Genomic DNA, 13207 nt, shown 5'->3' with positions numbered 1-13207 from the left:
GCCTGCAGCCGGCCTGAGCGGCCCGCCGCGCCGAACCGGGCGCGACCGGCTGCCGCGCTGTACCTCACCTTCGTTATCCGCGATGCCGGCATGGCAGACCACCGTGCCCGGCATCGTTCCATTCTCCTTTCATTGAATAGTATGACTAAGCAGATGAACGCACGAGACAATCGTTCCCGGGCGCGATCGGCGCATGCCGGTCTTCGCATGGCCGTTACGGCCGCATGCCTGGGTGGGCCGGGCGCCGCGCTCGCGCAGGATGGCGTCACGCTGTACGGCGTGATCGACGAATTCGCGCAGTACGTGAATACCGGCAACGGCTACACGGCGGCGATCGGCTCGGGCGGCCAGTGGGGCAGCCGCTTCGGGCTGAAGGGCGGCGAGGACATCGGCGGCGGCCAGAAGATCGAGTTCGCGCTCGAGAACGGCTTCAACGCGAACGACGGTTCGCTGGCAAGCTCGGGCAGCATGTTCAACCGGCAGGCGTGGGTCGGCATCGCGGGGCAGTGGGGCAAGGTGCGCGCGGGCCGCCAGAATTCGCCGCTGTTCAACGACCAGGGCGGGCAGGACGCGTTCGGCGGCGTCACGCAGGCGTCCGGCATGGACAACCTGACCGTGTTCGCGTTCCGCACCAGCAATACGCTGTCGTACCAGAGCCCCGAGATCGCCGGTTTCCAGGCCGGCCTGTATTTCGGATTCGGCGACGCGGGCGGCGTGCGCTCGGCAGGCTCGAGCCAGCAGTTCGACCTGACCTACGAGCACGGGCCGTTCGCGGCATTCGTCGCAGGCCAGTGGCTGAAGAACAAGACCGCGACCACGACCGATCGCACGATCATGGCCGGCGCGTCGTACGCAATCGGCAAGGCGACCGTGTACGGCGGCTTCTCCGCGGTGAAGTGGGCCGACCTCGGGATCGATTCGCGCGTGTACGGGCTGTCGGTCAAGTACCAGCTCAATCCGGCGAACTACGTCGCGCTCGGCTATGCGTACCTGCATGACCAGACTTCGCAGGGCGACAACGCGGACCAGTTCGGGCTGATGTACGAATACGACCTGTCGAAGCGCACGAGCTTCTACGGCGCGCTGTCGTACCTGCGCAACCGCAACCAGGCCGGCTACACGCTCGCCGGCGCGGCGAACCCGGGCCTGCCGCTCGCGTATCCGGGCGCGAATGCGCGCGGCGTGCAGCTCGGCATCGTGCATCGCTTCTGACGAGGCATCGGGCGCCGGGCCGCGGGTCGGCGCCTGTTTCCCGTCACGGGTGCGCGCAATCGCGCGCCGGCATGCGTGCGCCCGCATTCGCGCGCCAACATCCGCGCGCTCACATCCCCAGCCGTTCCGCGAGCGAATGACGCTGCATGCAGCGCTCCATCGCGTCGAGGAACGCCTGCTCGGCCGCGTTCATCTTGCGGTCGCGATGCCACAGCAGGAACACGTCGACGTCGACGAGCCCATCGTCCGGCGGCAGCCGCCACAGGCGTTGCTGCGCGATGTCGTCGCGCACGATGTGCTCGGGCAGGCAACCGATGCCGTAACCGGCGAAGATCAGCCGCCGCACTTCCTCGAGGCTCGGCGACGACGCGACGATGCGCCCGGTGAAACCCTTTTGGTCGCGGAACACGGTGAGCGGCGACAGGCTGTCGCCGATCTGGTCGCTCGTAAACGACACGAAGTTTTCCGCGAGCAGGTCGTCCATCCGCAATTGGGTCTGCCCGAACAGCCGGTGATGGCGGCCGCAGTAGATCGCATAGCGCTGCCGCAGGAAGCAGCGCATCTCCAGCTTGTCGTGCGGCGTGCGGCACAGGCCGAGCCCGGCGGTGGCCGTCTTCTGCAGCAGCGACGACAGGATGTCCGACGAGCGCATCACCTCGATCTGCAGGTCGATGCGCGGATACGCGCGATGGAAGTCGGCGAGGAATTCGTCGTAGACGGGCGACTCGATGCGGCTCACCGTCAGCAGCCGGATCGAGCCGGTGAGGTCGGCCGTGCTGTCGTCGAGCTCCGTTTCGAGCCGCGACACGCCGCCGTAGATGTCGCTCGCGATCCGGTACACGGCTTCGCCGGCCGGCGTCGGCGCGAAGTGCGCGCCGCGCCGCTCGATCAGCTTGCGCTCGAGGGCCTCCTCGAGCCGCCGCAGCGCCTGGCTCACGGCCGGCTGCGTCACGTGCAGGCGCGCGGCCGCGCGGCTCACGCTGCGCTCCTGCATGATCACCAGATACGTGCGCAGCAGGTTCCAGTCGAGGCGGTCGTTGAGGAAGGGGGCGAGGTCGGCGCGCATCGGGTCAGTCATTAGCTGAATTTATACGCGAAATAATAACTTGAAATTTGACTAATGATGTGCGGTCGCCGATAAAGGAGGGGCGCCGCACCGTGCGGCGCGAGGCCGCGACAGACGGCCGGCCATCACGATATCGCGCGTGCCGCGGCGCGCGCCAGGAGCCCGCATGACCCAGTCCCTTCCTTCCGCCCGCCAGCCGGCGCGTGCCGCGACGGCCGCGTTCATCGGCACGATGATCGAGTGGTACGACTTCTACATCTACGCGACCGCCGCCGCGCTCGTGTTCGGGGAACTCTATTTCCCGTCGCATGACCGCTTCGTCAGCACGATGGCGTCGTTCGCGACGTTCGCGGTCGGCTTCTTCGCGCGCCCGCTCGGCGGCATCGTCTTCGGCCACCTCGGCGATCGCATCGGCCGCAAGAAGGCGCTGATGGCGACGCTGATGATGATGGGCGTCGCGACCGTCTGCGTCGGGCTGCTGCCCGACTATTCGAAGGTCGGCATGCTCGCGCCGGTGCTGCTGGTCGCGCTGCGCGTCGTGCAGGGGATCGCGGTCGGCGGCGAGTGGGGCGGCGCGGTGCTGATGGCGGGCGAACACGCGCCGCAGGGCCGCCGCACCTTCTTCGCGTCGTTCGCGCAGCTCGGCAGCCCGGCCGGGCTGATCCTGTCGCTGGTCGCGTTCCGCGCGGTCACGTCGATGGACAAGGCCGACTTTCTCGCCTGGGGCTGGCGCCTGCCGTTCCTCGCGAGCTCGGTGCTGCTCGTCGTCGGCATCCTGATCCGGCTCGGCGTGAACGAGTCGCCGGAGTTCGCGCGCGTGAAGGAGACGAACCGTACCGTGAAGCTGCCGGTCGCCGAAGTGTTCCGCTCCGCATCGGGGCTCGTGCTGCTCTGCATCGGCGCGAACACCATCGGGATCGCGGGCGTCTATTTCACCAACACGTTCATGATCGCGTACACGACGCAGTACGTCGGCGTGTCGCGCTCGCTGATCCTCGACAGCCTGTTCGCGGTCGCGATCATCCAGTTCATCGCGCAGCCGATCGCCGCGTGGATCGCCGAGCGCATCGGCGGCGCGCGTTTCCTGAAGATCGCCGCGCTGCTCGCGATGCTGTCGCCGTACCCGATGTTCATGCTCGTGCAGGGCGGCACGTCCGCGTCGCTCGTCGCGGGCATCGCGCTCGCGGTCGTCTGCATGGCCGGTTTCTATTCGGTGATCGCCGGCTTCGTGAGCGGCGTGTTTCCCGCGCACGTGCGCTATTCGGCGATCTCGCTCGCTTATCAGATCTGCGGCGCGATCGCGGGCGGCCTGACGCCGCTCGTCGGCACCTGGCTCGCGCATCGCTTCGCGGGCCAGTGGTGGCCGCTCGCGGTGTTCTACACGGGGCTCGCCGGCGTCTCGCTTCTTTGCATCGTCGCGCTCGACGCGCGCCGCGCGGCCCGGCCGGCCGCCGCCGAAGCGCTCGGCTCGCGCTGAAACTCAACGAACGAATTCATCGGAGTGCAAATGAAAGACCTGCTGGAAATCGACGGTGCCCGCCTGTGGCGGAGCCTGGCCGAGATGGCGCGCATCGGCGCGACGCCGCGCGGCGGCGTGCGGCGCCTTGCGCTGACCGACGACGATCGGCGCGGGCGCGACCTGTTCGCGCAGTGGTGCCGCGAAGCGGGAATGACGGTGAGCGTCGATGCGGTCGGCAACCTGTTCGCGCGGCGTGCCGGCACCGATGCGCAGGCCGAGCCGGTGCTGATCGGCAGTCATCTCGACACGCAGCCCGAAGGCGGGCGCTTCGACGGCGTGTACGGCGTGCTCGCCGCGCTGGAGCTCGTGCGCACGCTGAACGATGCGGGCATCGCGACCGACAAGCCGCTCGAGATCGTGTCGTGGACCAACGAGGAAGGCGCGCGTTTCGCACCGGCGATGCTCGGCTCGGCGGTGTTCACGGGCGCGCTGCCGCTCGACGACGCGCTCGCGAAGCAGGATGCCGACGGTGTCACGCTCGGCGCCGCGCTGGACGCATGCGGCTACCGCGGCACGCGCGCGCCGGGCGGCGCGCTCGACGCGTATTTCGAAGCGCATATCGAACAGGGCCCGGTGCTCGAGGCGAACGGCACGACGATCGGCGTCGTCACGGGCGGGCAGGCGATCCGCTGGCTCGACGTGAGCGTGACCGGCGTGGCCGCGCATGCGGGCACGACGCCGATGCCGTATCGCAAGGACGCGTATTTCGCGAGCGCGCAGATCGCGCTCGAACTGGAACGGATCGTCGCGGGCTACGCGCCGCGCGGGCTCGCGACGATCGGCCAGGTCGGCATCCGCAACGCGTCGCGCAACACGATCGCAGGCGACGTGACGTTCACGGTCGACCTGCGCCATCACGACGACGCGCAGGTCGATGCGATGGAGCGCGAGCTGCGCGATGCCAGCGCGCGCGTGGCCGCCGCGCGCGGCGTTCAGGTGTCGATCGAGAGCTGCTGGCGCAGCCCGGCGACGCCGTTCGACCGCGCCTGCGTCGAACTGGTCGCGCAGGCGGCGGACGCATTCGGCTACACGAACGAGCGGATCGTCAGCGGCGCCGGTCACGACGCGATCCTGCTCGCGCGCCGCGTGCCGACCGCGATGGTGTTCATCCCGTGCGTCGACGGGCTGTCGCACAACGAGGCCGAAGACGCGTTGCCCGACGACGTGACGCGCGGCACGAACGTGCTGCTCAACGCGGTGCTCGCGCGCGCGGGCGTCGCGACGCGCGTGGCCGCGGCCGCGCACGACGCATGACACGGCGAATCGACGAGGACCCACGATGAAAACCTATTTCCACCCCGAACAGTTGCTGCACCATCCGCGCACCTACCTGTCGCGCGGCAGGATGCGCGAGCCGCAGGAGGTGCCCGAGCGCGCGGCGCGGCTGGTCGCGGCGGTGCATGCGCTCGACTTCGACGTGCGCGAGCCGGCCGACCGAGGCACCGCGCCGATCGCGGCCGTGCACGACATGAACTACCTGCGTTTTCTCGAGGAGGCGCATCGCGACTGGAAGCGGATGCCCGACGACTGGGGCGACGAAGTGATGTCGAACGTGTTCGTGCGCGACCCGAACCCGCTGCGCGGCGTGCTCGCGAAGGCCGCGCGCTATCTCGCCGACGGCAGCTGCCCGGTCGGCGCGAACACGTGGCGCGCCGCGTACTGGTCCGCGCAGAGCGCGCTCGCGGCCGCGGCGGACGTGAACGACGGCGCGCGCGATGCGTACGCACTGTGCCGGCCGCCCGGCCATCACGCGCGCCGCGATGCGGCTGGCGGCTTCTGCTACCTGAACAATGCGGCGATCGCCGCGCAGGCGCTGCTCGGCCGCCATCGCCGGGTCGCGATCCTCGACACCGACATGCATCACGGGCAGGGCGTGCAGGAGATCTTCTACGGCCGCGACGACGTGCTGTACGTATCGATCCACGGCGACCCGACCAATTTCTATCCGGTCGTCGCCGGTTACGAGGACGAGACGGGCGCGGGCGCCGGCGACGGCTACAACCTGAACCTGCCGATGCCGCATGGCGCGCCCGAGTCGGCGTTCTTCGAGCGGCTCGACGACGCGCTGCGCGCGCTCGCGCGGTTCCAGCCCGACGCGCTCGTGCTCGCGCTCGGCTTCGACATCTACAAGGACGACCCGCAATCGCAGGTGGCCGTCACGACCGACGGGTTCGGCCGGCTCGGCGGCGCGATCGGTGCGCTCGGCTTGCCGACGGTGATCGTGCAGGAGGGCGGCTATCACCTCGAGAGCCTCGACACGAATGCGCGCGCGTTCTTCGGCGGGTTCGCCGGCGCGCGCTGAGGAGCTGAGGCGCTGAGACGTCGATACGTCGATACGTCGATACGTCGAAGCGGCGGCCCGCGATGCGCGATGTGCGGGCCGTCAACGAAAATGCCCGCACCGGAATCCCGGCGCGGGCATTTCTCAATCGCGGTGCCGCGTATCGGCACCACGCGGATCACCGGGCGCTCACGAATTCGCGGCGACCGGCGCGCGGCGGCGCTGGATCATCTGCAGCGCGACGAGCGCGAGCCCCGCCGCCGCGATCAGCCCGCCGACGAGCGGCACCGCCGCGTAGCCGAAGCCGGCCGAGATCGCCGCGCCGCCCGCTGCCGCACCGACTGCGTTGCCGAGGTTGAACGCGCCGATGTTGACGGCCGACGCGAGGCCCGGGGCTTCGTGTGCGGCACGCATCACGCGCATCTGCAGCGGCGGGACCACCGCGAACGTCGCGACACCCCAGACCAGCAGCGTGACCGCGGCGCCGGCATGGGTGCGCGCGAGCAGCGGGAACGCGGCCATCGTCACGATCAGCAGCACCAGGAAGCCGATCAGCGTGCCGTCGAGCGAGCGGTCGGCGAGGCGGCCGCCGGCGATGTTGCCGATCGAGAAGCCGACGCCGATCAGCACGAGCATCGCGGTGACGAAGCCGGGCGTCGCGCCGGTCAGGTGTTCGAGCGTCGGGGCAACATACGTGTACAGCGTGAACATCGCGCCGGCGCCGAGCACCGTGGTCCCGAGCGCGCCGAGCACGACCGGGCGCGTCAGCACCGACAGTTCGGCACGCAGGTTCGGCATCCTGCCGGCTGCGCCCTTCGGCAGCGCGGCGAACAGGCCGGCGATCGCGATCAGGCCGAGCACGGCGGTCGCCGCGAACGACATGCGCCAGCCGATCATCTGGCCGAGCCAGGTCGCGGCCGGCACGCCGCCGACGTTCGCGATCGTGAGGCCCATGAACATCGTCGCGACCGCGCTGGCCTGCCTTTCGCGCGGCACGAGGCTGGCCGCGACCACCGAGCCGAGCCCGAAGAACGCGCCGTGGTTCAGGCTCGTGACGAGTCGTGCGAGCAGCAGCGTCGTGTAGTCGGGCGCGACGGCCGACAGCAGGTTGCCGATCGTGAAGATCGACATCAGCGCAATCAGCGCCGAGCGGCGCGACCAGCGCGCGAGCAGCAGCGTCATCAGCGGCGCGCCGACCATCACGCCGATCGCATACGCGCTGATCAGCATGCCGGCCTGCGGAATCGACACGTGGACGCCGTCGGCGATCACGGGCAAGAGGCCCATCGGCGAGAACTCGGTCGTGCCGATGCCGAACGCACCGGCGGCGAGCGCCAGCAGCGGCAGCGTGGCGCTGCCGCCCGGGCGGGAAGGGGAAGAAGTCGTGGTGTTCACGCGATGCGCTCCGGTAAGCATGGGGCAACGGCACCGGGCCGTTGTGGACAGGGTGAAGTGTGCCTGCGTTACTTTTGCGGAAAAAGCCGTGCTCGGGAGAAATTATCTTGATTTCATGTCAACAATGCGCGATTGGGGCGGCACGCGCGTACGGCCGCCGGGCGGGGCTTCCCGCGACGCGACGGCCGGCCGCCGGCCGTGCGGACGATCGAACCGTATCCGGAGCAAGGTTTTCGTCGTCGGACGGAACGCGGTGTCCGGGTGGGTGCGCGATCCGCTTGCGCGTCGCGCTCGATATGCGGCGGGTGTTCGACGTGATGCGGGCGGCAGGCGGGGCTGGCGGGGGCGGGCCGGCGCGCGGCGTCGTCAGGCCGGTCGGGCGACGGGCCGCACAGCCGGCGGGCCCGGCGCGAGCGCGTCATCCTTCCCGCCAACCCACCCTTTGCCGGCGCGGCTTGCCGCCCAAAAAAATCCCCGGTCACAGGGGGACCGTGACCGGGGCGGAAAGGCATCCTCTCTTTGGCACGAGGGTGGATGCGGGCGCAGTATATTTCGGTGCATAACGTTTCGAAGTGACGTTAAACGGCCCTTTTTGGCGTCAATTTGAAAATTCCGGCGTGATGGCGTCGATCGTCACCGATTCGATAGATTTGTCGTGCGCTCGGACGGACGTTCCGGGGGCACGATGACGGCAATGCCGGCCGTCGTCCGAAACGACTGCGCGCAGACGGCCGAATCCGCTTCCGCGCGACGAGGCGGAATCCGCCGGCGTCGCGCGGGTCGCGCATGCCAGGCCGGTCGGTCAGTCCGCCTGTCCGGCCGCGTCGCGCACCGCCTCGAGAAACCGCGCGACGACGGGCGAGGCCGGCGCCGCCGCATCGTCGAACACGAACTCGATGTCGAAGCGGCTCGCGAGTTCGTCGAGTGCGACGAGCCGGACCGTGCGCGGGCACGTCGGCGACGCGCTTTCCGGCACGAACGCGCAGCCCATGCCGGCCGCGACGAGACCGATCAGCGTCGGGATGTCGCTGCCGACCTGCGCGATGCGCGGCGTGAAACCGGCCCGGTCGCACTGGGTCATCAGGAAGCGGTGGTGCGCGGCGGAGCGCTGCGCGTCGAACCAGACGAACGGTTCGTGCGCGACATCGGCGAGCGTGCGCGGCGCGTGGAAGCGGCCGCCCGGCGGCGCGGGCATCGCGAGCACGAAGCGGTCGCTCAGCAGCCGCACGCCCGACAGATGCGGCGCCTCGTCGCGGCGCCACGCCATGATGCCGCCGTCGAGCTGGCCGCGCATCAGCGCCGCCGCCTGTTCGGCCGACAGCATCGGCGCGATCGACAGCTTCACGTCCGGACACGCGTCGCGAAACGCCTTCAGCACGTTCGCGACGACCGGCAGCGGCAGGCAGTTCGGCAGCGCGCCGAGGCGCAGTTCGCCGAGCTGGCCGGCCGCGCTGCGCAATGCGCGTTCGCGGCTGTCCTGCAATGTCGCGAGCAGGCCCGTCGCATCCTGCAGGAAACTCGCGCCGGCCGCCGTGAGCGTGACGCCCGTCGCGCGGCGGATCAGCAGCGGCGTGCCGATCGCATCCTCGAGCTCGCGGATCTGCCGCGACAGCGCGGGCTGGACGATGCCGGCCGCGCGGGCACCGGCCATCACGCTGCCGGCTTGCGCGACGGCCACGAAGTAACGCAGGTGACGCAGTTCGATCTGGCGCATGCGGTGTCGGCTCCGGTGTTCGGCCTCGATTCTATGGGTATGCCTGTCAAGCATGGCAAGTGCCATCCAATGGTATTGGAAAGCATGGCGGGCGTGCCGTACGATGGTCGTCGTTGGCGGGCCGGTTCACCGGCCCGTGCGTTCTCCTTGCCCCGATTCCCGACCGTGTCCGGCACCATGCCGCTTCATATCCAGACCCCCTATATCCGCTCGCAAATCGCGTCGCGCCGTCTCGGCAAGAACATCCGGCTGAAGCTCGACGCGCTGCAGCCGTCCGGCTCGTTCAAATTGCGCGGCATCGGCGCGGCGTGCGAAGCACGGCATGCGGCCGGCGCGCGCCGGTTCGTGTCGTCGTCGGGCGGCAATGCGGGCATCGCGGTCGCGTATTGCGGCCGCGAGCTCGGCGTGCCGGTGCTCGTCGTCGTGCCGGAAACCGCGTCGGCCCGCGCGCGCGAGCTGATCCGCGTCGAGGGGGCGGAGGTGGTCGTGCACGGTGCGAGCTGGGCCGAGGCGAATGCGTTCGCGCTGTCGACCGTCGGTACGCAGGACGCGTTCGTGCATCCGTTCGACGATCCCGTGCTGTGGCAAGGGCACGCGACGATGATCGACGAGATGGCGGCGGCCGGCCCGAAGCCGGACGCGGTCGTGCTGGCGGTCGGCGGCGGCGGGCTGCTGTGCGGCGTGCTCGAGGGGCTCGCGCGCAACGGCTGGCACGACGTGCCGGTCGTCGCGGTCGGGACGGAAGGCGCCGACAGCTACGCGCGCTCGGTCGCGCACGGGCATCCGGTCGAATTGCCGGCGATCACGAGCATCGCGACGTCGCTCGGCGCGAAGCGGCCGTGCGACGCGGCGGTCGCATGGGCGAAGCGGCACGCGATCCATCCGGTCGTCGTGTCGGACGCGCAGGCGGTGGCTGCGTCGCTGCGGTTCCTGGACGAGCACCGGATCGTCGTCGAGCCGGCGTGCGGTGCTGCGCTGGCCGCGCTCGAAGAACCGGTGCCGGTGCTTGCTTCGGCGTCGGAGATCGCGGTGATCGTGTGCGGCGGCGTGACGGCAACGGCCGAGCAGATGCGGACGCTGAACGCGACGCTGCGGTAACGCGCTCGGGCATGTGACGCAGCGCAGCTGGATCGTGATGCGGACGAAGATGTCACGGTGAAGTGACGGCGAAGTGACGGCGGGGCGGGACCGGTCGCGGGCATCCGCGGAATCGGGGGCGTGTCGTCTGTCGCGACGGGCTGTTTCCGCTCGCGGGTTAAGTCACGCCGGGCGCGCGCAGCCAGTGGCCGGGGGCAAGATCTTCTCGTCTGAGGGTGACGGGGCGGGGATCGGCCGGCGCGCCGCGCACACGGTGCACGGCGCGGCGAGGGCGCGCGGTCAGTTCGCGGACGGCGCGCTGGCGCCGGTCGGCGCGGACGACGCGACGGGGTCGGCAGCAGCGGGTGCGGACGTCTTGCCTGCCGGCGCCGGAGCGGCGTTCGAGGGCGTCGGCGCGGACGCCGCCGGCGCAGGCACGGACGATGCCGCCGTGGTAGCGGCAGACGTCGACGTGGCCGGCGCCGAAGCGGAAGTGGGCGTCGAAGCTGAAGCGGGTGCGGAGGCTGACGCGGGCGTCGAAGCCGAGGTGGGCGCCGAGGTCTTAGCAGGTACCGCAGCCGAAGCAGGCGCCGAAGCCCGCGCCGAGGCCGAAGCTTGTGCCGAACCCGAACCCGAACCCGAACCCGGCGGGGCACTCGCCGCAGCCCCCGAACCCACTCCGGCTCCCAACCCCGACCCGACGGCCCGCATCGTCCCCGGCGCGACCACGGCCGATGCCGCAGCAGGCACGGCCGGCACGACCGACGTGCCCGACGTCGGCGCGACGCTCGGCACGGACAGCGGCACCGGCGCCGCCGGCGGCGTCGGCACGACCGGCGTCGTCATCTTCATCGGCTCGCCCTGCGGCGTCGGCGCGGGCTCGGGCAGCGGCGTCACGGGCTCCTTCTCGGCCGCCTTCACGGTCGCGCGATCGCGGCGGGCCGGATCGATCTTCAGGAAATGCTCGACGAGATTGAAGAAGCGCTCGTAGAACACGCCGGCGGGAATCGTCTCGCTCGCGGTCTTCACGAGCGCGTCGTCGCTCGACCCGATCGGCAGCGACAGCGAACCGAACACGCTGAGCCCGACGCTCGCCGACGTATTCGACTTCTTCAGCGTGTAGCGGTCCTGCACCGCGTTCACGTACGCGATGCTCGACGAGCCGTCGGCAGTCGCGTCCGCGCACACGACGTGAAACTCGATCACGACGTGCATGTCGTTGCTCGGCTGGAAATTCTTGCTGCCGTCGACCGCGTCGTTGCGCGACGACGACACGACATAACCCTGGCTCAGCAGCGCGCGCCGCGCGGCCTCGCAGGAAGCGTCGGATTTCGAGTGGAACGTGTGCGCATACGGGCTGCTCGTCGCGTCGAACTGCTCCTGCTGGTAGATCGGCTTGGGTGGCGACGAGCACGCCGCCAGCACGGTCGCGGCCGCGAGCGCGCACGAAACGGAAAACAGGCGAAATCGGTTGTGCATGGCGTCTTTCAATAGGCTCGGCGAGATGCCGCGCGGGGCTGCGGGCGCAACGCACGCGGCGGCGGGGCCGGTGCGATGCGCGTGGCAATCTCGTATGGCCGGGGCGTCATTATAGTTTCGTTTGATGTCGCGCTCGCTTCAGCCGGCCGGCGCCGGCCGCGCGGCGGCGAGCAAGCGCGACGCCAGCGGGTGGTGTTCGCCGCGCCGCGAGCGGATCGCATGGATTTCCTCGGTCACGTCGCCCGCGCGGCCGAGCCGGCGCAGCCCGCGCAGCAGCGATGCGTCGTTCGCGCCGAGTTCGCTGAGCGGAAACACGCCGAGGCCGCGCGCCGCGAACACGGCCATCAGCGCGCTGTCCTCGAATTCGCCAGCGATGCGGGGCACGATCCGTTCCCGCTCCAGCCACAGGTCGAGGCGCGCGCGCAGCGCCGAGTGGGCGGTCGGCAGCAGCACCGGCAGCTCGGCGAGGCACGCCGGAAAGCGCTGTCGCGCGGCCGGCGTGACGAGCGCCGCGGGCCCGTACCAGTCGACCGGCGACGCGACGAGCCGCTCGCTCGTCACGCGCAGGTTCGACCCCGACGGCGCACCCTGGCCCGCCAGCACGAGGTCGAGGTGATGCAGCGCCAGTTCCGCCAGCAGCGCGTCGTGCTCGCCCTCGTGGCACAGCAGCCGCAGCGTGGGCGTATCGAGCACCGGCGCGAGGAGCGCATGCGCGGCGAGCTTCGAGATCCCGTCCGCGAGGCCGACCGCGAGCCGCACGGTCGGCTGGCTGGCCGCCGCGCGCACTTCGTCGGGAATCAGCCGGCCCATCTCGAAGATGACCTCCGCACGCGCAAACGCGGCCTGGCCGGCGTCGGTCATCGCGACACCGCGCCCGGCCGGGCGCAGCAACTGGTGGCCGAGCGACTTTTCCAGCTCGCGGACCTGCGCGCTGATCGTCTGCACGGCCATGTCGAGCCGCTCGGCGGCGCGTGCGAAGCCGCCTTCCTTCACGACAACCCAGAAATAGTACAGATGGCGGAAATTCAGCATCGGATCGTTATTTCGTAAAAACCGAACCAAAGGTCAGATTCTCTCTGATTTTTGCGAAGTCGTGCGCCACCTATCATCGGGCTTTCCACCTTCGAATCGGCCCTTTTCATGGACTACCTGCTGACGCTTGCCGCCGACCCCGCCGTCTGGGCCGCGCTCCTGACGCTCGTCGTGATGGAAGTCGTGCTCGGCATCGACAACCTGATCTTCATCTCGATCCTCAGCAACAAGCTGCCCGAAGCGCAGCGCGCCCGCACGCAGCGCCTCGGCATCGCGCTCGCGCTCGTGATGCGCCTCGCGTTGCTCGGCAGCGTCGCGTGGATCGCGAGCCTGACCGAACCCGTGTTCACGCTGTTCGATCACGCGTTCTCTTGGCGCGACATGATCTTGCTGTCGGGCGGCCTGTTTCTCGTATGGAAGGCGACCACCGAG

The 13207-nt window shown here is 70.1% G+C and carries 11 protein-coding genes; 6 read left to right on the top strand and 5 right to left on the bottom strand.

Annotated elements, in window-relative coordinates:
- The first annotated feature begins 141 nt into the window (after positions 1-141).
- Complete coding sequence (locus DID99_RS25825) at positions 142-1212, top strand: porin (RefSeq protein WP_124667753.1); 1071 nt, start codon at positions 142-144, stop codon at positions 1210-1212.
- A gap of 109 nt (positions 1213-1321) precedes the next feature.
- On the opposite strand, the gene DID99_RS25820 is transcribed toward DID99_RS25825, so the two are convergent.
- The gene (locus DID99_RS25820) at positions 1322-2278 is read right to left on the bottom strand and encodes a LysR family transcriptional regulator (protein ID WP_124487628.1); all 957 of its coding nucleotides are present in this window, start codon (positions 2276-2278) and stop codon (positions 1322-1324) included.
- 166 nt (positions 2279-2444) lie between these two features.
- Between DID99_RS25820 and DID99_RS25815 the strand changes: the two genes are divergently transcribed.
- From DID99_RS25815 to DID99_RS25805, 3 genes are read left to right on the top strand one after another with little or no spacing between them, the layout of a single operon-like run.
- On the top strand, positions 2445-3755 hold the full coding sequence (locus DID99_RS25815) for an MFS transporter (protein WP_124667752.1): 1311 nt from the start codon (positions 2445-2447) through the stop codon (positions 3753-3755).
- 30 nt (positions 3756-3785) lie between these two features.
- On the top strand, positions 3786-5051 hold the full coding sequence (locus tag DID99_RS25810) for a Zn-dependent hydrolase (protein WP_124667751.1): 1266 nt from the start codon (positions 3786-3788) through the stop codon (positions 5049-5051).
- A gap of 25 nt (positions 5052-5076) precedes the next feature.
- The gene (locus tag DID99_RS25805; protein ID WP_124667750.1) at positions 5077-6099 is read left to right on the top strand and encodes a histone deacetylase family protein; all 1023 of its coding nucleotides are present in this window, start codon (positions 5077-5079) and stop codon (positions 6097-6099) included.
- 168 nt (positions 6100-6267) lie between these two features.
- Here the strand turns inward: DID99_RS25805 and DID99_RS25800 are convergent, their stop codons facing one another.
- Together DID99_RS25800 and DID99_RS25795 are read right to left on the bottom strand one after the other, a co-directional pair.
- Positions 6268-7473: an MFS transporter gene (locus DID99_RS25800; protein WP_124571796.1), complete on the bottom strand. Its 1206-nt coding sequence runs from the start codon at positions 7471-7473 to the stop codon at positions 6268-6270.
- An 802-nt stretch (positions 7474-8275) separates the two neighbouring features.
- Positions 8276-9187 carry a LysR family transcriptional regulator gene (locus DID99_RS25795; RefSeq protein WP_124667749.1) on the bottom strand — a complete coding sequence of 304 codons (912 nt, stop codon included), beginning with the start codon at positions 9185-9187 and terminating at the stop codon, positions 8276-8278.
- Between the two features lie 177 nt (positions 9188-9364).
- On the opposite strand from DID99_RS25795, the gene DID99_RS25790 reads away from it, so the two are divergent.
- Positions 9365-10285: a pyridoxal-phosphate dependent enzyme gene (locus DID99_RS25790; protein WP_124667783.1), complete on the top strand. Its 921-nt coding sequence runs from the start codon at positions 9365-9367 to the stop codon at positions 10283-10285.
- A 279-nt stretch (positions 10286-10564) separates the two neighbouring features.
- Here the strand turns inward: DID99_RS25790 and DID99_RS25785 are convergent, their stop codons facing one another.
- Both DID99_RS25785 and DID99_RS25780 read right to left on the bottom strand, forming a co-directional pair.
- A complete protein-coding gene (locus DID99_RS25785; protein WP_124667748.1) occupies positions 10565-11743 on the bottom strand; it encodes a DUF2242 domain-containing protein in 1179 nt (392 codons plus the stop codon).
- 138 nt (positions 11744-11881) lie between these two features.
- The gene (locus tag DID99_RS25780) at positions 11882-12775 is read right to left on the bottom strand and encodes a LysR family transcriptional regulator (protein WP_124667747.1); all 894 of its coding nucleotides are present in this window, start codon (positions 12773-12775) and stop codon (positions 11882-11884) included.
- 108 nt (positions 12776-12883) lie between these two features.
- On the opposite strand from DID99_RS25780, the gene DID99_RS25775 reads away from it, so the two are divergent.
- A partial coding sequence (locus tag DID99_RS25775; RefSeq protein WP_375143325.1) for a TerC family protein occupies positions 12884-13207 on the top strand: 324 nt, incomplete at its 3' end.

The organism is Burkholderia sp. Bp8986 (assembly GCF_003854225.1).
Lineage (GTDB): Bacteria > Pseudomonadota > Gammaproteobacteria > Burkholderiales > Burkholderiaceae > Burkholderia.
The sequence above is the reverse complement of the archived record's forward strand: the minus strand, read 5'-3'. Positions and strand labels throughout refer to the sequence as shown.

Bases quoted from the DNA above. Each gene is read 5' to 3' on its own strand.
- DID99_RS25825 (WP_124667753.1), top strand. From the start codon at position 142: ATGACTAAGCAGATGAACGCACGAGACAATCGTTCCCGGGCGCGATCG.
- DID99_RS25820 (WP_124487628.1), bottom strand. From the start codon at position 2,278: ATGCGCGCCGACCTCGCCCCCTTCCTCAACGACCGCCTCGACTGGAAC.
- DID99_RS25815 (WP_124667752.1), top strand. From the start codon at position 2,445: ATGACCCAGTCCCTTCCTTCCGCCCGCCAGCCGGCGCGTGCCGCGACG.
- DID99_RS25810 (WP_124667751.1), top strand. From the start codon at position 3,786: ATGAAAGACCTGCTGGAAATCGACGGTGCCCGCCTGTGGCGGAGCCTG.
- DID99_RS25805 (WP_124667750.1), top strand. From the start codon at position 5,077: ATGAAAACCTATTTCCACCCCGAACAGTTGCTGCACCATCCGCGCACC.
- DID99_RS25795 (WP_124667749.1), bottom strand. From the start codon at position 9,187: ATGCGCCAGATCGAACTGCGTCACCTGCGTTACTTCGTGGCCGTCGCG.
- DID99_RS25790 (WP_124667783.1), top strand. From the start codon at position 9,365: ATGCCGCTTCATATCCAGACCCCCTATATCCGCTCGCAAATCGCGTCG.
- DID99_RS25785 (WP_124667748.1), bottom strand. From the start codon at position 11,743: ATGCACAACCGATTTCGCCTGTTTTCCGTTTCGTGCGCGCTCGCGGCC.
- DID99_RS25780 (WP_124667747.1), bottom strand. From the start codon at position 12,775: ATGCTGAATTTCCGCCATCTGTACTATTTCTGGGTTGTCGTGAAGGAA.